This is a genomic window from Sphingomonas hankookensis, assembly GCF_001619955.1.
GTDB classification, from domain to species: Bacteria; Pseudomonadota; Alphaproteobacteria; order Sphingomonadales; family Sphingomonadaceae; genus Sphingomonas; species Sphingomonas hankookensis_A.
Genome location: NZ_LQQO01000045.1, coordinates 69,108 through 86,667 on the forward strand (window position 1 = coordinate 69,108; position 17,560 = coordinate 86,667).

Sequence of the window (17,560 nt, forward strand, 5' to 3'; positions counted from 1 at the left end):
TACGATATTCGACACTTCCACTCTGTACCTCGTTGATTGCTGCGCTAAGATGAGAATTAGAAGCGCATGCTGATGCGAGAATATGGCTAGGAAAAGCTGATGGATGTACAGCAATCTGACATTGATAATCTGGAAGAACGGGTCAAGAAGCTCTCCTACCAAACGTATTTGCCTGTACTGCGCATGTCGAACGTTCGGAGCTTCAATCGCCAGACAATCAATTTCGACTTTCCTGTAACCGCAATCATTGGAACAAATGGCGGCGGAAAATCTACAGTTCTAGGCGCAGCTGCGCTTGCTTACAAAAGCATAAAGCCTGGGGACTTTTTTCCCAAGTCTAATATTGGTGACAATAGCATGGCGAACTGGAGGATTGATTATGAGATCATCGATCGCTCCGTGAATAAAGCAGCCCCCTTCACAAGAAACGCTCGTTTCGTATCTGCAAAATGGCGCCGTGATAACATTCCAGATCGAGAGGTAATTTTTATCCCGATCCAGCGCACGGTGCCAGCAAACGAGCAAGCAAAATTTAAACATTTCATTGGCTTGGTTCAAAAGAATAAAGACGATATTGTCATTGAATCTATTGAGCAAGACATTCTAGCTAATGTGGGCCGTATATTGGGGAAAGATGCATCGGGATACCAGCGCATATCTTTAAAAACTGATCCGAGCAAATCGATCCTGGTCGGCTTGAAAAAAAATAACGACTATTCTCAATTTCATTTTGGGGCAGGCGAAGCCTCAATCATCGATATGGTTATCAAACTGGAGGCTGCTAGTGATAACGCGCTGATACTTATCGAAGAGATTGAGAATGGCCTACATCCGCTCGCAACAAGAAAGATGGTCGAGTACTTATTCGACGTAACCAAACGCAAAAAGTGTCAGATAATTTTTACGACACATTCTGAGTACGCTTTAGACGTACTTCCTCCTAAGGCAATATGGGGGTGCATTGACGGCGTTGCATATCAAGGCAAGTTGACTATCGAAAGCCTGCGAGCGCTCACCGGCGCTGTAGCAAAAGACAGAGCAATTTTCGTTGAAGACGAATTTGCAGCCGACCTGTGTAACGAAGTAGTTCGACAATACGCCCCCGAACTGTTAAGCCAGACAGAAATTCATAAAGCCGGCGGATTCCCGTATGTTGTGGAAGTTCTAAAGCATCACAACTCCAATCCTACTATTAAGAACAAGGCAGTTGCCGTTATAGACGGCGACAATCCCTCACTATCAGAACCCAATGACTACGTTTTGGAGTTACCTGATGGCGCCCCCGAAGCTGTCGTTTTTGGTTATATTCTTAATAATGCGGAAAAAGTTGCAGCATTGGTTCAGCAACGATGCCAATGCCCCTCTATTTCACAAGATAATATTGTCAAAGCAATTAAGAAAGTTTCTGTAGACACCACCGATCATCATCTTTATTTTGTAAAACTAGGCGACGAACTTGGATATATATCCGAGATAATTGTTCGGCGAGGACTTTGCTCAATTTATGTTCAAAATTCTAGCGCCGAACTAAAGCCACTCGTTGAAGGGTTGCGGGAGAAACTTGGATCATAGCAACTCCAAAAGGGGCAGCACATTCCTGAAACGGCACTGCTGGGTAATCCAAGCCTGTGGAGGTGAGGGATATGGCCCTCACCCCTTCCGCAACGCCATCTCCAACGCCACCTCCCACCCGCCCGGCTCCCACTGCGTCCGGCGCCCACCCCGCCGCCACTCCAGCTGCGCATATTCGACCATCCGCATCTCCTCCTCGGCCAGCAGCAACCCGGCACGATAGTCCTTCGCCTTCCGCTCGATAAACGCCGCATTGCTCTCGCCGCGCTTCGGGGCGAGGTCGGGGTTGGCGAGGCCTTTGGCCCGCTTGTCGTTCCACGCGATCATCTGCATCGCCTGGTGCACGGTCATCGCCGGGATCGGCGGGGGATCGTTGTGCTGCCAATGGTCGTGGACGTTCGCCTCCGGCAGCGAGCTTTCGAGCAGCGCCAGTTCGAGGCGTTCGGACCCGACCGCCAGCGCGACGCGCATTTCGCGGGCGAAGCCGGGATGCGAGCGTGCGCGGGCGTAGAAGCTGCTATGGGCGAAGCCGGCGGCGGCTGCGGAGAGGCGGACATTGGCGGTGGCGCTCAAGGCGGCGAGGAAGCGTTGTTCGGCGTCGCGGTCTATCGTGCGGGTCTTGGAGACGCGCAGTTGCAGGCGGCCTTTCGAACGGACGACGCGCGCCGGCCCCTCCGTCTGCTCGGGCTTGGCGAGGCGGGCGGCGGCGAGGGTCAGGGCGGCCTCCCAGCGCTGGGCGAAGTCGGGGTCGGCGTTGCGGCGCTTGGTGAGCATCGAGCGGTTGAGGCCGGTCGTGCGGGCGGCGTCGCGGGCGTTGCCGGTGCGTTCGAGTTCGGCGAGGAAGGCGGCGTTTTGCAGCGCCTGCTTGCGGCTGTACGGGCGGGGTTTGCGGTCGGACATGGCGCCAGAGGATCAGGCGGAATCCTACATTGCAAGGGGGGCGCTTTTGCGCTAAGCGCGCCGCTTCCCAAACGACAGTTTTGGAAACCATGGCGGGAGGCCGGCCCATTGGGCCGCGCCGCACGAACCGCTAAACTTGAAAGAGAGTGATACCCATGGCCAAGAAGATTACTGGCTACATCAAGCTGCAGGTGCCGGCGGGCGAAGCCAAGCCGTCGCCGCCGATCGGCCCGGCGCTGGGTCAGCGCGGCGTGAACATCATGGAATTCTGCAAGGCGTTCAACGCCCAGACCGGTGACACGGCGAAGGGCACCCCGCTGCCGACGATCATCACCGTTTATGCCGACCGTTCGTTCAGCTTCGAGACGAAGACGCCGCCGGCGACGTACCTCATCAAGCAGGCGATCAACCTGAAGTCGGGTTCGAAGGAACCGGGCAAGGTGAAGGCCGGCAGCATCAAGCGGTCGCAGCTGAGCGAAATCGCCACGATGAAGATGAAGGATCTGAACGCCAACGACATCGACGCGGCGACGAAGATCATCGAAGGTTCGGCCCGCGCGATGGGCCTCGAAGTGGTGGAGGGTTAAGACTGTGGCCAAGCTGACCAAGAAGGCGAAGACCCTCGCCGCTGCCGTCGATGCGCAGAAGCTGTACGGCGTCGATGAAGCGATCGCGCTCGCCAAGACCCATGCGACCGCCAAGTTCGACGAAACGATCGAAGTCGCGCTGAACCTGGGCGTCGATCCGCGTCACGCCGACCAGATGGTCCGCGGCGTCGTGACCCTGCCCAAGGGCACCGGCAAGACCGTGCGCGTCGGCGTGTTCGCCCGCGGCGCGAAGGCCGAGGAAGCCACCGCAGCGGGTGCCGATGTCGTCGGTGCCGAAGATCTGATGGACGCGATCCAGGGCGGCAAGATCGACTTCGATCGCTGCATCGCGACCCCGGACATGATGGGCCTGGTCGGTCGTCTCGGCAAGATCCTGGGTCCGAAGGGCCTGATGCCGAACCCGAAGCTCGGCACGGTCACGATGAACGTCGCGGCTGCGGTCGAAGCGGCCAAGGGCGGCCAGGTGGAATACCGCGTCGAAAAGGCCGGCATCATCCATTCGGGCATCGGCAAGGCGTCGTTCTCGGCCGCCGACCTGCGCGAAAACTTCGACGCACTGGTCGACGCCGTGGTGAAGGCCAAGCCGGCGGGCGCAAAGGGCAAGTATGTCCGCAAGGTTGCGGTCAGCTCGTCGATGGGCCCGGGGATCAAGGTCGATACGGCTGAGGTTGCAGGCGCGTAAGCGCCGACGCCGTGCCGCAGGGCACGGCCCGAGGCCGGCCAGCGGGGGCGCAAGCTCCCGACCGCCGATGCGGGATTTACTCCCGCGTCGGCCGACAAACAGAACAAGGGTCGGAGGCTTTCGTGCTTCCGGCCCCTTTTGTCGTGTCGTTGCTGGAGCCGGGAGCTTCCGACACAATGGATCCCGGCCTTCGCCGGGATGACGGGGGTGGTTGGGTGTCCGTCCATGTCCGGATTTGATCCGCGGTAGCGGCTCAACGGGCGCGGAAGAAGAATCGGGACCCTGGGTCAAGCCCGGGGTGACGGTTGGGGGGAGCGTTGCCTTCCTCTTACAGGTTCCCCTGTTCCTCCTCCGGCACGTCGTCATCCGGGCCGTAATAGAGCGCCGCGCATTCCTCGCGCAGGCAGCCGCCTTCGATCACGATATCGTCGCGATAGGCGTCGGCGATGAAGCTGAGGGTGTCGATGTGGCGATCCTCGAAATACATTTCGTGGACGTCGTCGCGGCCGGCGCCATAGACGACGCGGGCGACCTTCGACCAGATCGAGGCCATGGTGCACATGCCGCAGGGTTGCAGCGTGGAGTAGAGCGTCGCACCGCGCAGTTCCATGTCGCCGACCCCCTCGCATGCGCGGCGGATCGCCATCATCTCGGCATGGGCGGTGGCGTCCGGCAGCTCCTGCGTCTGGTTGGGTTCGGCGGAGAGCACCTTGCCGTCGCGGACGATGATCGATCCTAGCGGGGAGCAGGACGGGTCGTCGCCCTTGGTCCGGGCGATGGCGATCGCCTGTCGCATCCAGTGTTCGTCTTGGGGCGTCAGCATCGGCAATTCCCTTCGCCGCGCTGAACGCGCCGGGGCGCCGAAGGATCAGTCGGCGGCGGCGAGGATGTCGTCGCTCGACGCGGCATGCACGTCCAATCGCGCGAGCAGCGCCAGCACCGCATCCCACCAGCGCCAGAAAGCGACGAGGTCGGCGGCGTCGCGGACATAGGGGGTGTGGCCGGGGACGAGGCTGGGCGAGTGATAGGCGAAGTTGAGGACGCGCGTCCCCTCCCCCACCGCGACGCGGATCGCTTCCAGCACGTCCGCGAGCGGCATGTCCTCGGGCGTGAGCGCGACGCGGTGGAGCAGGCCGAGGCGGGCGAGGACGCCGCGCCCGCGCGGGATCCGGCCGGCGGCGCGGTAGAGATGCGCGCCGCCGCGGCGCAACCGGCCGGTGAAGACGGTGGTCAGCGGCAGTTCGACGATGCCGCCATCGGGACCGGTGCGGAAGGCGTGGTTGGCGATGGCGCGATAGTCGGGACCGCCCTGCGCGCCATAATCGTAGCGGGCGCGCATCGAGCTATCGAGGCGATAGCCGCGGGCCGCCAGCAGCTTGAGGGTGTTGGGACCGAGGCCGTAGCGGCCGGCGCGATAGACGGTCGGCGCGGTGCCGATGATCGCGGTCAGCGCATCGGTCAGGCGGTCGAGCTTGGCCCCCTCCAGTGCCTTGGGCAGGTTGCCGGCGAAGCTGCTGTGATTGGACAGCGCCTCGTCGAAGGGCGGGTTGACCCAGGGGTGGAGCTGCGCACCGATGGTCGCATCCCCCTGCGCCATCACCGCGCGCAGGGCGTCGATCGCAGCGGGATCGGTCGCGACCGGATAGTCGACAAGGTAGCCGCTGCGCGCGCCCATCCCCGCCAGACGCGCATGGGCGTCGGGCAAGGCGGCGGTGGTCGCCACGCCCCAGCCATCGTGGCGGAAGGGCGCGCGCCAGTCGAATTCCTCCTCGGTATCGACAAGCAAGGTGAAGCGGGTGCCGAAGCCGGCGCGCCACACGACCGGCCGGCCATCGGCGGGCCGGAAGGGCGGGCTCACCGCTGCTGCGCCTGCCCGACCTCCACCGCGTCCGCCGCCGGCAGGCGCAGCGTCAGCGTGGCGGTGCCGAAGACCAGCGTGCCGCCCAGTTCGCTGGCGAGGTTGCGGGCGAGGCGGAGGGCAAAGCCGGTGCCGAGCAGCGACTGGTCGCCTTCATCATCGTCGACGTCGAACACGCTGTCGCCGGGCCATGCGTCCAAGGCCTGCGGCCGGTCGAGCACGATCGCGACATGGCCGTCGCCCTCCAGCCCCATGCGGACATAGATGGATTCCTCCGCCTCGCCCGCCGAGACGAGCGTCGCGAGCAGGCGGGCGAGCAGGCGTTCGACCGCGCGGCGGTCGCCCGATACCGACAGGTCGGTCGGCTCGATCTCCAGCAGCGTGCCGCGCAATTCGCACAGCGAGGCGAGGTCGGCGGCGATGACGTCGAACACCGGGCGCAACGCCACGCTGTCGGCGCGCAGATCGAGCGCGTCGCCATCGATCCGCGCGGCGAGGTCGAGATCGTCGATAACGGCCACGAGGTCGCGCGAATGGTTGAGGATCGCCCCGGCCCGGTCGCGATAGACCGGCGGCACGGGGCCGAGCAGCTGCGCCTCGATCATCTCGGCAAAGCCGGCGATGGCACCGGCGGGGGTGCGCAGTTCGTGGACCAGCTGGCGCAGTTGCGCCACGCCGGCGTCGCGGTTGGCGACCGGTTCGGCGCGTTCGTCGCTGCGCGGACGGCGGGCGGTGCCGCGATAGCCGGTAAAGCGACCGGTCGCATGGTCGAAGGCGGGAACGCCGGCCACGCTCCATTCGCCAGCCGCATCGCTGTCGCCGCCGATCACCAGCCGGGCGTCGCGGAACGGGCTGCGATGGCGCAACGCTCCGGCCGCTACCCCGTCGAAGCGCGCGGTGCCGGGCGCGGCGCCGAAATCGAGCGACAGGCCGATCAGCGGCGCGCGGCTGACACCGTCGACCCAGCGGATCAGGCCGGCGGCGTCGGTTTCGAAGCGGAAGCTGTCATGGGTGCTCGCGGGCGGCGGCGGGGGCGGAGCGTCCTGGTTGCGCTCGAACGCCTCGATCCGGGCCATGACGTCGACGATGCGGAACGGGCCGGCGGGGTCGGCTTCGGGGGCAGCGTCGTCGCCTGTTTCCGCGTCGACCGCCCCGGACGTCACCCCAGCGGACGCTGGGGTCTCTGTGGGGTGAGCGTCGTCCGACTGCGGCGGGAGATCCCAGCCTTCGCTGGGATGACGTTCCTGGGTAGAGGGTGCGGACGCGGCGATGGCCGATACATCTTCGGCGTCGGCCGCCGGCGTTGAGCGCTCCGCATCGAACGCAGCCGTCGTCCCGGCCGAGGCCGAGGTTTCTGCGGGGCGGGCGTCGTCCGGCTGCGGCGAGAGACCCCAGCCTTCGCTGGGGTGACCGCTTGTGGCGGATGCGGCGACGTCTTCCGCCGCCCGCTCGTCGCCCAGCACGAGGTCGGTGCTGCCGAAGCTGTCGAGCGCGCGGGTGACGGCAGGGTCGAGGTCGCGGCGGTTGCGGACCACGCCGCGCGCCGCCGAGCCGAGGCGCGGCAACAGCGCCAGCCATTCGCCGACCGACAGCGTGGCGCTGCGCAGCACCGGCACCGCCGCCTCGATCACGTCGGTCGCCAGCAGGTCGACCAGTTCGGCAGGCGGGCGGGCATATTCGAGGTCGCGGGCGCTGGCGACGCGGACGGTGCGCGGCACGCCGTCGCGCAATTCGCGTAGTAGCGCGATGGCGCGGGGATCGGGGCTGGCGCGACCGCGCCCGATCAGGTCGACCAGCTGCCGCCAGGCGGACGCGCGCGCACCCTCGCCCGTCAGATCGGAGGCCAAAACCGTTTCGAGGCTGTCGTCGAAGCGCACCGCGTTCCCGTTACTCGCACCCGCGCAAAGCCGGGGTGCCTACGACCCTTAACGCCGACGTCGTTAATACGGAACTGCCCATTTTCGGCACGTCGCAATGTGGGACAATTGCGCTTCCGCGTAATTTTATAATGCTGTAGGCAGGGCAATCATTCGGACCCTAACACGGAACACTATCATGGCTTTCGATCGTATCGACCGGCAAATCCTTGCCCTGTTGCAGGAGGACGGGCGGATGACGAACGTCGAACTGGCCGAGCGCGTCGGGCTGACCGCCCCGCCCTGCCTGCGCCGCGTCCGCGCGCTGGAAGAGGCCGGCGCGATCCGCGGCTATCATGCCGCGCTCGATCCCCGGCTGCTGGGGTTCACGATCACGGTCTTCGCGCTGGTCAGCCTGAAGAGCCAGGCGGGCAGCGACCTTGCCGCGTTCGAGGAGCATATCGCGACGATCCCCGAGGTGCGCGAATGCCATATGCTGAACGGCGAGATCGACTTCATCCTCAAGATCGTCGCGGCGGACCTCGAATCCTTCCAGTCGATGCTGACGACGCAGCTGATTACCGCGCCCAATGTGGCGAGCGTGAAGACGTCGCCGACGGTCAGGACGTCGAAGGCGCTGCCGGGGATTCCGGTTTCCGCCGGGGAGTGATTACCCTCTCCCGGCGATAAGCCACCCCGTTCGGTTCGAGCAGCTTCGAGCTTGTCGAGAAGCGTCTGTCGAGAACACCCGCCCAGCGGAACCCCGTTCTCGATACGCGCTCTCGACTTCGCTCGATCGCTACTCGAACCAAACGGGGTGGTTGGGATGGAAACGGAGTGATCGGGACTGCCGCCCCCTCCCCCAAACGAAAACGGCCCGGACCATCGCTGGTCCGGGCCGTTTCGCGTTCGGGTCACCCGATCAGTTGTTGCCGACCGCCGGGGTCGACGCGACGATGCGGGGATTGTCGACGTAGAAGGTCCAGAAGCTGGCGATTTCGGCGCGCGGGCCGGTGGTCGTCACCTTGCCGAACGCCGCCTTCGCTTCCGCCGCCTGGCCGGCACGGGCATGGGCGATGCCGATGCGGGTGTTGGCTTCGTCGGCGTCGATCCCGCCCTTTTGCAGCGCGAGATTGTACATCTCGACCGCCTTGGCGTTGTTGCCGGTCGCCAGATAGACGTTGCCCGCCGCCATCGCCGGACGGCCGTTCGGGCCGGACTTGGCGCGGGTTTCGAGCGCGGCGGCCGAACCATCGGCCTTGATCTGGGTCTGCGCGGTGGTGCGGACGGTGTTGAAGATCGCGGCCGAGGCCGGGATCTTGCCCGAGGCGCGCCCTTCGTCGATCACCGCGACGGTTTCATAGGGCAGGCCGATGTCCTGCGTGGTCTGGACATAGTCGCGATAGTCGTTCTGGTCGGCGAGCGACTTGGTGTCGCGCATCAGGCGCAGAATGTCGACGCGCGCCTGGTTGCCGAGCGTCGCGCCCTTGTTGTCCGCGCGGTCGCGGAACAGCGCCAGCACGGTGCGCCAGTTCGCCTGGGTCGGATAGTCGGCCAGCTTGCGGCGCGCCCACTGTCCCGCCTCGACCGGACGGTTCGAGCGATAGAGCTGCGAGATGGCGAGGTCGTACCAGCCTGCCGGCACCGGCTGACCGGCGGCCTTGCGCGCGGCCATCACCTTTTCGAGGCTGGCGAGGCCCTGATCGACTTGACCCTTCTGGATCGCGATGCTGGCAAGGCGCAGTTCGAGGTCGGGTTCGTTATAGCCGGCCTGCTTGGCGCGTTCGAAATTCTGCACCGCGACATCGGTCTGCTTGGTGTCGAGCGCGAGGACGCCGCGGTTGTAATAGAGGCCGCCGCGCTCTTCGGGCTTCAGCTTCGGGCTGGCGAGCAGTTCGTCGATCGCCGCGGCGAGCGCCGGGCGGTCGTTCTTCGCCTGCGCATTCTGCACCTTCAGCTGGGCGAGGAAATAGGCCTCGTCCTGGTTGCCGGCGGTCATCGCGGCCTGCATCGCGGCGATCTGCTGATCGGCGGCGGCGAAATTCTTGGCCTTGATCGCGGCGTCGGCGGCGAGCGCGGCGGTGCGGAAGGCTTCGCCGACCTGAATCTGCGGCGCGGCGGCTGCGTCTTCCTTCTTCTTGCGCTGGGCATCGGCGGTCGGGGCGACGACCAGGGTCGCACCCATGCCGAGCAGGGCGGCCAGGGCGGCCTTGGAAACGAACGTCATGCCGTGATCTCTCCCGAAAACTGGTGCCAGGCGCGCGCCCGGCAGGCGCGGCCCATCTAGGTCGAACCATGCGTCCGCACAAGCACACGCACGTAACGATGCGTTGCCGGACCTGCGCTGAACGCGCGTTGAACGGTTCGGGTCCGTTGTGCGATCCGGCGGTGCCGGATCGACGCGGTGCCGGTTTCGCGCGAGCGGACCAACCCCCCCATCCCCTTTGACGTGTCGGTTTGCGGCCGATAGGCGGCTCGCGATGATCGCGATCCTGTCCCCCGCCAAGACGCTCGATGATACGAGCACGCTGCCCGACCTGACGTGGAGCGCGCCGCGCTTTCCCGAGGAGAGCGGGCAGATCGCGCGCGGCGCGGCGCGGCTGGGCGCGAAGAAGCTGGGCGAGCTGATGCGGATTTCGCCCAAGCTGGCCGAGCTGAATGCCGGTCGGTATCGCGCGTTCGACGGTGCGGAGGAGCGGCCAGCGCTGCTGGCGTTCGCGGGCGACGTCTATGCCGGGTTCGACGCCAAGTCGCTGGAGACGGCGCAGTTCGATTTCGCGCAGGACCATGTGCGGATCCTGTCGGGGCTGTACGGACTGCTGCGGCCGCTCGACGCGATCAAGCCCTACCGGCTGGAGATGGGCACGCGCTGGGCGCCGGGGCGGGCGAAGGATTTGTACGCGTTCTGGGGGGACCGGATCGCGGAATTGCTGGCGGAGGATGTCCGGGCGAGCGGGTCGGACGTGGTGCTGAACCTCGCCAGCCAGGAATATTGGCATGCGGTGGCGGGCAAGCTGCCGGGCGATGTGCGGGTGATCGAGGTCGATTTCCGCGAGGACGGGCCGGACGGGCCGCGCTTCGTCAGCTTTCATGCGAAGCGGGCGCGGGGGATGATGGCGCGGTGGATGTGCGAGCATCGCGTGACCGAGGTCGAGGCTATGCACGGGTTCGATAGCGACGGGTATCGGTTTGCGGGGGCTGAGGGGGATCGGTGGATGTTTTTGCGCGGGTGAATGGGGCCTGATCGCCTCCGCCACGTAAATCCGCTCGGTTCGAGCAGCTTCGAGCTTGTCGAGAAGCGTCCGTCGAGAACCTCCCGTTTGAGGCACCCCCTTCTCGACTTCGGTTCTCGACAGGCTCCAACCTGCGCTCGAAGCAAACGGGAAAGAGAACGGAAGGCCGCGGACCTTACGAAAACACCGCGATCAGCCCCGCGATCACCGACGACCCGGCCAGCGGCCCGACGAACATGACCAGCAGGAACAGCCCGATGCTGCCGATCATCACCCGTTCCTGCGGGCAGGTCAGGCGCGCCGGCGGCTTGGGCGGTTCATAGCCGTCGGGGGGCGGTGGCCAAGCGTTGGAGTCATAGAACATCGCGCTTCTCCCGATCCCGCGCCGGTATCCGCGCGGCGACGACGATCGCCGCGCTGGACAACAGGATCGAGGATACCAGCGCGCCGATCGACAGCAAACCGGCCGGGGTGACATGGACCCCTGCCCTTAGGCGCAGCTTGCGCCCGGCGCGCAGCGTCAGGTCGGCGGATTGCGGTTCGTGGAGAGCATGGGGCATGGCGCATCAACGCGGCAAGCCGCCGGGCTATCCCGCTGCGACGGGCAATGTCTTGCCGGTCGTCGCGTCCAGCCCGCGCGCCGTCGCGATGTCGAGCAACGTCGCGCCGATGACGAAGGCGATCGATCCCCAGATCGCGCGATTGCCGGGCGATTTGCGGGCGGCGAGCGCCAGCGCGCTCAGGTCCATCGCGTCGCCCGCCACCCGGTTCCAGACATTGGTAGCATGCGCCGGCGCGGCGAGCAGATTAGCCCCGGCGAGCAGCTCGCGCGCGCCGAAGCCCTTCACCAGCCCTTCATGCCCATCGGCATCCAGCGCGCGGGTGATCCGCTTCGATCCGAGCAGTTCGGCGGCACCGAGCGCGATCGAGAAGATGCCGAGCCCGAAGGCGAGCTTGCGGTAATCCATGGTGAAACCTCCGGTGACGGTCGCCGAACGAACGACAGCCCGACCCGGCAAGTTCCGGAATATTTCATTAACTTACAATAGCTTGATCAAGATCGGAAAAGGCGCCCCCGCTTACGTGGCGGGGGCGCTCCCTCTCCCGACGTCAGGCCGGTTCGGCGACGCGCGGGGCGGCGTCGCGCACCCCGGCGTCGACCGCATCGGCGAACTGCGCGAAATTGGCGTTGAACAGGTCGACCAGCTTGGCGGCGGTGCGGTCATAGGCGGCGCCATCGGCCCAGGTCGACCGCGGGTCGAGGATCGCGGCGTCGACGCCCGGCACCGACACCGGCACCTGGAACCCGAAATAGGGATCAGTGCGGAATTCGGCGTCGTTCAGCGATCCGTCGAGCGCGGCGTTGAGCAGCGCGCGCGTCGCCTTGATCGGCATCCGCCGCCCCTCGCCATATTGGCCGCCGGTCCAGCCGGTATTGACCAGCCAGCACGCGACATTGCCCCTGGCGATGCGCTCCTTCAGCAGATTGCCATAGACCGAGGGGTGGCGCGGCATGAACGGCGCGCCGAAACAGGTCGAGAAGACCGGCTCCGGCTCGGTCACGCCGATCTCGGTCCCCGCCACCTTCGACGTATAGCCCGACAGGAAATGGTACATCGCCTGGTCCGGGGTCAGCTTCGCGATCGGGGGCAGGATCCCGAAGGCGTCGGCGGTCAGCATCACGACGTTGCTCGGCACCGGCCCCATATTGTCGGCCGAGGCATTGGGGATGAAGTCGATCGGATAGGCCGCGCGCGAATTTTCGGCGAGGCTGGGATCGTCGAGGTCGAGCACCCGCGTGTCCGGGTCCATCACGACATTTTCGAGGACGGTGCCGAAGCGCCGGGTCGTGGCGAAGATTTCCGGCTCGGCCTCGGCCGACAGGCGGATCATCTTGGCATAGCAGCCGCCTTCGAAATTGAAGACCGCCGTGTCCGACCAGCCATGTTCGTCGTCGCCGATCAGCGTGCGGCTGGCATCGGCCGACAGCGTCGTCTTGCCGGTGCCCGACAGGCCGAAGAACACCGCCGTATCGCCCTTGGGACCGATATTGGCGGAACAGTGCATCGGCATGGTGCCGGTTTCGGGCAGCAGGAAGTTCAAGAGGCCGAACACCGACTTCTTCATCTCACCCGCGTACTGCGTGCCGCCGATCAGGATCAGCTTTTCGGTCATGCTGACCGCGATCACCGTCTCGCTGCGGCAACCGTGACGCGCGGGATCGGCGCGGAAATTGGGCAGGTCGATGATGGTGAAGTCGGGGACGAAGCCCGCGAGATCGGCGTTTTCGGGGCGGACCAGCATCGTACGGATGAACAGGTTGTGCCATGCCAGCGTATTGATGACGCGGACCTTCACCCGGTGTTCGGGCTGCGACCCGCCGAACAGGTCCTGCACGAACAGGTTCGGTTCGTTGACCAGCTCGGCAAGGAAATCGGCCTTCAGCGTGGCGAAATGCGCCGGGTCCATCGCGCGGTTGGTCTTGCCCCACCACACGGTGTCCTCGGTCACCGCGTCGCGGACCATGAACTTGTCCTGCGGGCTGCGGCCGGTGTGGCGACCGGTGGTGACGACCAGCGGGCCGTCCTTGGCCAGCCGCCCTTCACCGCGCGCGACCGCCAACTCGACCAGCTGCGGCGTGCGCAGGTTCCAGTGCACTTCGGCGCCGGTTTCGATTCCCATTGCGGCCAGGTCGTGTTCGGGCGTGACGATCGCCATGCTTGTTCTCCCTCGGGTATCGACTCGCGGACGGTGGACCCGCCCCGCGATTTGCGGTTGGTTTAGGCGCGGGGATGGTAGCCGTCAAACACGTTAAACAACATTATCGTCGTGATGTTTTGTGGTCGCGACCAATGGGTTAGATGTGGATTTATATGATATATGGCCGCCCTTTCTTCGTCACCCCGGACTTGATCCGGGGTCCCGCTTCTTTTTTCCGGCGTGGGTAAGAAGCGGGACCCCGGGTCAAGCCCGGGGTGACGGTTGGGGGGATATCTCTCGCCAAAGAACGAATGTCCCTCGCTGCCGGCTCGGGGATTGAGCGTTCGCCCCCTTTCCCCTAACCGTCGAGCGTGATGCAGATGGACCTTGTGGCATGACCGCGACGATCGCGCTGGTCGATGACGACCGTAACATCCTGACGTCGGTGTCGATCGCGTTGCAGACCGAAGGGTTCGTCACGCGGGTCTATTCGGACGGCGAGGTTGCGCTGAAGGCCTTTGCCGAGAATCCGCCCGACCTGGCGGTACTCGACATCAAGATGCCGCGGATGGACGGCCTCGAGCTGCTGCGGCGGTTGCGGGAAAAGAGCCGGTTGCCGGTGATCTTCCTGACCAGCAAGGACGACGAGCTGGACGAGGCGCTCGGCCTTGCCATGGGTGCCGACGACTATATCGCCAAGCCGTTTTCGCAGCGCCTGCTGATCGCGCGCATCCGCGCCATTCTGCGCCGCGCCGAACCGGCGCAGGCCGGCGAGCCGGGCAGTCCCGAGGGGAGCCCGCAGGCGGTACTGGAGCGCGGGCGGCTGGCGATGGACCCGGCGCGGCACAAGGTGACGTGGAACGGAGAGAACGTCACGCTGACCGTGACCGAGTTCCTGATCCTCGAAACGCTCGCCAGCCGCCCCGGCATCGTCAAGACGCGCAACCAGTTGATGGACGCCGCCTATCAGGACGACATCTATGTCGACGACCGCACGATCGACAGCCATATCAAGCGGTTGCGCCGCAAGTTCCGGCAGGTCGACAAGGAATTCGATGCGATCGAGACGCTGTATGGCGCGGGGTATCGGTTTTCGGACGAATAGGGTGGGGTTGGTCGGCGGCGATCGCTCGCCTGCTTTCCGCCATGTAGCCGTACCCCCGCGCAGGCGGGGGTCCAGGGCCCCGTACGCACCCGGCGGTATTGCTTGGCTCTGGACCCCCGCCTGCGCGGGGGTACGTCGGCGCGTGAGGGCACGCCACCATGCCCCCCGCTGATCCGCCCGAGGACCTGCCGGTCGACGAAGGCGCGCTGTCGCTGCGCTGGTCGGGCCGGGTGTCGCTCACCCCGCGCATCCTGTTCGTGAACATCTTCGCGCTCGCGCTGCTGGCGGGCGGGTTCTTCTATCTCGACAGCTATCGCGCGCGGATCGTCGACGGACGGGTGGCGCAGGCCGAGCGCGAGGTGCGGTTGATCGCCGAGGCGCTGGCGCTGCTGCCGCCCGACGACCGCACCGACGAGATGGTCAATTTCGCGCGCAAGTCGGGGCTGCGGCTGCGCATCTATGACCGGCGCGGGCGGCTGGTGGCGGACAGCCGCGCGCTGGGCGTGCGCAATTTCCAGCTGGTCGACCCGGACAAGGACGGCTGGCAACAGGATGCCGCCCGCGCGCTCGACGCCGGGATCGATACGGTGGTCGGCAACGACCGCGACCCGCTGTACCGCGAACGTGCCCCCGGGCGCGGCCTGCGCTGGCCCGATGTGGTGACGGTGCGCACCACCGGCGGCACGGCGGCGAGCGTGTGGCGCGCGCCCGACCGGACGCCGGTGGTCACCGCCGCCGCGCCGCTGCCCGAGGATCGGGTGCTGATGGCGACGGTCAACGCGCGCGACATCACCTCGACCGTCAGGACCGAGCGGGCGCGGTTGAGCCTGGTGCTGGCGGTCGCGTTTCTGCTGTCGGTGCTGCTGTCGCTGTTCCTTGCGCGCACCATCGTCCGGCCGATGCGGATGCTGGCCCGCGCCGCGATCCGGGTGCGGCTCGGTCGCGCGCGCGAGGTCGTCGTGCCGCGCCTGCCCAGCCGCCGCGACGAGATCGGGATGCTCGCCCGCGCACTGTCCGACATGACCAGCGCGCTGCGCAGCCGGATCGACGCGACCGAAGCCTTCGCCGCCGATGTGACGCACGAATTGAAGAACCCGCTGGCCTCGCTGCGGTCGGCGGTCGACGGGTTGGGTGCGGTCAAGGACCCCGAGCTGCGCGCGCAGCTGCTGGCAATCGTGCAGGACGATGTGCACCGGCTCGACCGGCTGATTACCGATATCTCCGACGCGTCGCGGCTGGATGCGCAGCTGGCACGGGCGAAGTTCGAGGCGGTCGATCTGGGCGCGCTGATCGGCGCGCTGGTCGCCTATCGCACCGAACGCGGGATCGCGCGCGGCGTGACGCTGCATTTCGACCCGGACGAGCCGCTGGTGGTGCATGGCGAGGGTGCGCGGCTGGAGCGGGTGTTCGCCAATCTGATCGACAATGCCATCTCCTTCTCGCCCCCCGGCGGCACGGTGAGGATCGCGGGCACCAACGACGGCGACCTGATCGAGATCGAGGTGGTCGACGAAGGCCCGGGCGTCCCCCCCGAACAGCGCGAGGCGGTGTTTCGCCGCTTCCATTCGGTGCGACCGGGCGACGAGGCTTTCGGACGACATTCCGGCCTTGGCCTTGCCATCGCGCGGACCATCGTCGAAGGGCATGGCGGTATGATCGCCGCAGAATCACGCAGGGACCACCGCGACGGCGCGCGCTTCGTCGTGCAGCTGCCGGTGGCCGGCGCATGAGCGACGAGCCTCCGCAAACCGTGCATGCCTCGTGCGTCGCGATCGACGGGCGGGGCGTGCTGATCGCCGGGCCGTCGGGGGCGGGCAAGTCCGACCTGACGCTGCGGCTGATCGATGCCGGCGCGATGCTGGTCAGCGACGACTATACGTTGCTGACGGCGCGGGACGGTGTGCTGCGCGCCGCGCCGCCCGCGACCATCGCCGGGCGGATCGAGGTGCGCGGGATCGGTATCGTCGAACGCCCCTATGTCCGCGATGTGCCGGTTGCGCTGTGGATCGCATCCGGCACGCCCGAGCGGATGCCCGAGGCTATGACCCATGTCGTCGCGGGCATAGCGCTGCCCGCCTATACCATGGCATTGCTGGAGGCATCGGCCCCGGCCCGACTCCACCTCATGCTCGACAGGATCGCCCGATGATGCGTCACGCCTCCATCCTGCTCGTCACCGGCATGTCCGGCGCGGGAAAATCGACGGTGCTCAAGACGCTGGAGGACAGCGGCTGGGACATTGTCGACAACCTGCCGCTGCGCCTGCTCGGCAACCTGATCGCCGCCAGCCCGGCCGATGCCGACCGGCCGCTCGCGATCGGCATCGGCACCCGCACGCGCGGCTTCGATGCCGAACAGATCGTCGCCGCGATCCGCGCCCGGCCCGATTTCGGGGTCAGCGTGCTGTTCCTCGACAGCAGCCAGGCCGAGCTGGAGCGCCGTTACAACGAGACGCGGCGACGGCATCCGCTGGCCAGCGACCGCACCGCCGCCGATGGGATCGAGAGCGAGCGCGAGGTGCTCGAACCCTTACGCGCCTTCGCCAACCGGTTGCTCGACACCACCAATTTCTCTCGTGCCGATCTGGCGCAATGGACGCGCGAGACCTTTGCCGAGCCGGACAGCAGCGATCCGGTACTGTCGGTGCTGTCGTTCGGCTTTTCGCGCGGGGTGCCGCGCAACGCCGATATCGTGCTCGACATGCGGTTCCTGCGCAATCCGCACTGGGACCCGGTGCTGCGGCCGGGTACGGGGCTGGACCCCGATGTCGCGGCCTATGTGCAGGCCGATCCGGCGTATGACGCGGCGATCGCTTCGTTCGAGACGATGCTGCTGACCCTCCTTCCCCGCTACCGCGCGGAGGGGAAATCCTATGTCACCATCGCGTTCGGCTGTACCGGCGGTAGGCACCGGTCGGTCCATGTCGCCGAACGGATGGGCGCATGGTTGCGCGCACAAGGATTTTCGCCCACGATACACCATCGCGACCTGGGCACCGCGCCGCAGGATTCGCTGGAAGGCGCGAAGCAGGCGCCATGACGGATGT

At 66.0% G+C, this 17,560-nt stretch carries 18 protein-coding genes; 9 read left to right on the plus strand and 9 right to left on the minus strand.

The features are described from left to right. Positions 1 to 99 precede the first annotated feature (99 nt). Positions 100 to 1,572: an ATP-dependent nuclease gene (locus AVT10_RS17955; RefSeq protein WP_084401763.1), complete on the plus strand. Its 1,473-nt coding sequence runs from the start codon at positions 100 to 102 to the stop codon at positions 1,570 to 1,572. Positions 1,573 to 1,650: 78 nt separating this feature from the next. Here the strand turns inward: AVT10_RS17955 and AVT10_RS14875 are convergent, their stop codons facing one another. Beyond that, on the minus strand, positions 1,651 to 2,472 hold the full coding sequence (locus AVT10_RS14875) for a hypothetical protein (RefSeq protein WP_066693185.1): 822 nt from the start codon (positions 2,470 to 2,472) through the stop codon (positions 1,651 to 1,653). A 155-nt stretch (positions 2,473 to 2,627) separates the two neighbouring features. On the opposite strand from AVT10_RS14875, the gene rplK reads away from it, so the two are divergent. Both rplK and rplA read left to right on the plus strand, forming a co-directional pair. Then, complete coding sequence (gene rplK / locus AVT10_RS14880; protein WP_066693188.1) at positions 2,628 to 3,059, plus strand: 50S ribosomal protein L11; 432 nt, start codon at positions 2,628 to 2,630, stop codon at positions 3,057 to 3,059. A 4-nt stretch (positions 3,060 to 3,063) separates the two neighbouring features. Beyond that, positions 3,064 to 3,762, plus strand: a complete 699-nt coding sequence (rplA, locus tag AVT10_RS14885; protein WP_066693191.1) for a 50S ribosomal protein L1 — start codon at positions 3,064 to 3,066, stop codon at positions 3,760 to 3,762. Between the two features lie 328 nt (positions 3,763 to 4,090). Here rplA and AVT10_RS14890 read toward each other — a convergent pair whose 3' ends face one another. The 3 genes from AVT10_RS14890 to AVT10_RS14900 are packed head-to-tail and all read right to left on the minus strand — an operon-like array spanning position 4,091 to position 7,497. Continuing rightward, complete coding sequence (locus AVT10_RS14890; RefSeq protein ID WP_066693193.1) at positions 4,091 to 4,585, minus strand: nucleoside deaminase; 495 nt, start codon at positions 4,583 to 4,585, stop codon at positions 4,091 to 4,093. Positions 4,586 to 4,630: 45 nt separating this feature from the next. Continuing rightward, entirely contained in the window at positions 4,631 to 5,620 is a 990-nt protein-coding gene (locus AVT10_RS14895; RefSeq protein ID WP_066693194.1) for a polysaccharide deacetylase family protein, read from the minus strand. Beyond that, positions 5,617 to 7,497 carry a histidine kinase dimerization/phospho-acceptor domain-containing protein gene (locus AVT10_RS14900; protein ID WP_066693195.1) on the minus strand — a complete coding sequence of 627 codons (1,881 nt, stop codon included), beginning with the start codon at positions 7,495 to 7,497 and terminating at the stop codon, positions 5,617 to 5,619. The genes AVT10_RS14895 and AVT10_RS14900 overlap by 4 nt, the downstream gene beginning before the upstream one ends. A gap of 178 nt (positions 7,498 to 7,675) precedes the next feature. Here AVT10_RS14900 and AVT10_RS14905 point away from each other — a divergent pair, with 178 nt between their 5' ends. Continuing rightward, positions 7,676 to 8,146, plus strand: coding sequence for an Lrp/AsnC family transcriptional regulator (locus AVT10_RS14905; protein WP_066693198.1), 471 nt, complete (start codon positions 7,676 to 7,678; stop codon positions 8,144 to 8,146). Between the two features lie 252 nt (positions 8,147 to 8,398). Here AVT10_RS14905 and AVT10_RS14910 read toward each other — a convergent pair whose 3' ends face one another. Beyond that, on the minus strand, positions 8,399 to 9,703 hold the full coding sequence (locus AVT10_RS14910; RefSeq protein WP_066693201.1) for a hypothetical protein: 1,305 nt from the start codon (positions 9,701 to 9,703) through the stop codon (positions 8,399 to 8,401). A 253-nt stretch (positions 9,704 to 9,956) separates the two neighbouring features. On the opposite strand from AVT10_RS14910, the gene yaaA reads away from it, so the two are divergent. After that, positions 9,957 to 10,709: a peroxide stress protein YaaA gene (gene yaaA / locus AVT10_RS14915; RefSeq protein ID WP_066693204.1), complete on the plus strand. Its 753-nt coding sequence runs from the start codon at positions 9,957 to 9,959 to the stop codon at positions 10,707 to 10,709. A gap of 175 nt (positions 10,710 to 10,884) precedes the next feature. Here yaaA and AVT10_RS14920 read toward each other — a convergent pair whose 3' ends face one another. From AVT10_RS14920 to AVT10_RS14935, 4 genes are all read right to left on the minus strand, one after another. Further along, positions 10,885 to 11,073: a hypothetical protein gene (locus AVT10_RS14920; protein ID WP_066693206.1), complete on the minus strand. Its 189-nt coding sequence runs from the start codon at positions 11,071 to 11,073 to the stop codon at positions 10,885 to 10,887. Beyond that, positions 11,063 to 11,269, minus strand: coding sequence for a hypothetical protein (locus tag AVT10_RS14925; RefSeq protein WP_066693208.1), 207 nt, complete (start codon positions 11,267 to 11,269; stop codon positions 11,063 to 11,065). The genes AVT10_RS14920 and AVT10_RS14925 overlap by 11 nt, the downstream gene beginning before the upstream one ends. Before the next feature lie 27 nt (positions 11,270 to 11,296). Beyond that, positions 11,297 to 11,677 carry a hypothetical protein gene (locus AVT10_RS14930; RefSeq protein WP_066693210.1) on the minus strand — a complete coding sequence of 127 codons (381 nt, stop codon included), beginning with the start codon at positions 11,675 to 11,677 and terminating at the stop codon, positions 11,297 to 11,299. A gap of 142 nt (positions 11,678 to 11,819) precedes the next feature. Next, positions 11,820 to 13,427: a phosphoenolpyruvate carboxykinase gene (locus AVT10_RS14935; protein ID WP_066693211.1), complete on the minus strand. Its 1,608-nt coding sequence runs from the start codon at positions 13,425 to 13,427 to the stop codon at positions 11,820 to 11,822. A 376-nt stretch (positions 13,428 to 13,803) separates the two neighbouring features. On the opposite strand from AVT10_RS14935, the gene AVT10_RS14940 reads away from it, so the two are divergent. The 4 genes from AVT10_RS14940 (at position 13,804) to rapZ (ending at position 17,553) form a co-directional block, all read left to right on the plus strand. Continuing rightward, a complete protein-coding gene (locus AVT10_RS14940) occupies positions 13,804 to 14,514 on the plus strand; it encodes a response regulator transcription factor (RefSeq protein WP_066693213.1) in 711 nt (236 codons plus the stop codon). A 158-nt stretch (positions 14,515 to 14,672) separates the two neighbouring features. After that, positions 14,673 to 16,244, plus strand: coding sequence for a sensor histidine kinase (locus AVT10_RS14945; RefSeq protein ID WP_066693216.1), 1,572 nt, complete (start codon positions 14,673 to 14,675; stop codon positions 16,242 to 16,244). Continuing rightward, on the plus strand, positions 16,241 to 16,663 hold the full coding sequence (locus tag AVT10_RS14950) for an HPr kinase/phosphorylase (protein WP_066693218.1): 423 nt from the start codon (positions 16,241 to 16,243) through the stop codon (positions 16,661 to 16,663). The genes AVT10_RS14945 and AVT10_RS14950 overlap by 4 nt, the downstream gene beginning before the upstream one ends. Further along, a complete protein-coding gene (rapZ, locus tag AVT10_RS14955; protein WP_066693220.1) occupies positions 16,660 to 17,553 on the plus strand; it encodes an RNase adapter RapZ in 894 nt (297 codons plus the stop codon). The genes AVT10_RS14950 and rapZ overlap by 4 nt, the downstream gene beginning before the upstream one ends. Positions 17,554 to 17,560 lie beyond the last annotated feature (7 nt).

Excerpts from the sequence above, each read along its gene's own strand:
- AVT10_RS17955 (WP_084401763.1), top strand. The coding sequence starts at position 100 with ATGGATGTACAGCAATCTGACATTGATAATCTGGAAGAACGGGTCAAG.
- AVT10_RS14875 (WP_066693185.1), bottom strand. The coding sequence starts at position 2,472 with ATGTCCGACCGCAAACCCCGCCCGTACAGCCGCAAGCAGGCGCTGCAA.
- rplK (WP_066693188.1), top strand. The coding sequence starts at position 2,628 with ATGGCCAAGAAGATTACTGGCTACATCAAGCTGCAGGTGCCGGCGGGC.
- AVT10_RS14890 (WP_066693193.1), bottom strand. The coding sequence starts at position 4,585 with ATGCTGACGCCCCAAGACGAACACTGGATGCGACAGGCGATCGCCATC.
- AVT10_RS14905 (WP_066693198.1), top strand. The coding sequence starts at position 7,676 with ATGGCTTTCGATCGTATCGACCGGCAAATCCTTGCCCTGTTGCAGGAG.
- AVT10_RS14910 (WP_066693201.1), bottom strand. The coding sequence starts at position 9,703 with ATGACGTTCGTTTCCAAGGCCGCCCTGGCCGCCCTGCTCGGCATGGGT.
- yaaA (WP_066693204.1), top strand. The coding sequence starts at position 9,957 with ATGATCGCGATCCTGTCCCCCGCCAAGACGCTCGATGATACGAGCACG.
- AVT10_RS14920 (WP_066693206.1), bottom strand. The coding sequence starts at position 11,073 with ATGTTCTATGACTCCAACGCTTGGCCACCGCCCCCCGACGGCTATGAA.
- AVT10_RS14925 (WP_066693208.1), bottom strand. The coding sequence starts at position 11,269 with ATGCCCCATGCTCTCCACGAACCGCAATCCGCCGACCTGACGCTGCGC.
- AVT10_RS14930 (WP_066693210.1), bottom strand. The coding sequence starts at position 11,677 with ATGGATTACCGCAAGCTCGCCTTCGGGCTCGGCATCTTCTCGATCGCG.
- AVT10_RS14935 (WP_066693211.1), bottom strand. The coding sequence starts at position 13,427 with ATGGCGATCGTCACGCCCGAACACGACCTGGCCGCAATGGGAATCGAA.
- AVT10_RS14940 (WP_066693213.1), top strand. The coding sequence starts at position 13,804 with ATGACCGCGACGATCGCGCTGGTCGATGACGACCGTAACATCCTGACG.
- AVT10_RS14945 (WP_066693216.1), top strand. The coding sequence starts at position 14,673 with ATGCCCCCCGCTGATCCGCCCGAGGACCTGCCGGTCGACGAAGGCGCG.
- AVT10_RS14950 (WP_066693218.1), top strand. The coding sequence starts at position 16,241 with ATGAGCGACGAGCCTCCGCAAACCGTGCATGCCTCGTGCGTCGCGATC.
- rapZ (WP_066693220.1), top strand. The coding sequence starts at position 16,660 with ATGATGCGTCACGCCTCCATCCTGCTCGTCACCGGCATGTCCGGCGCG.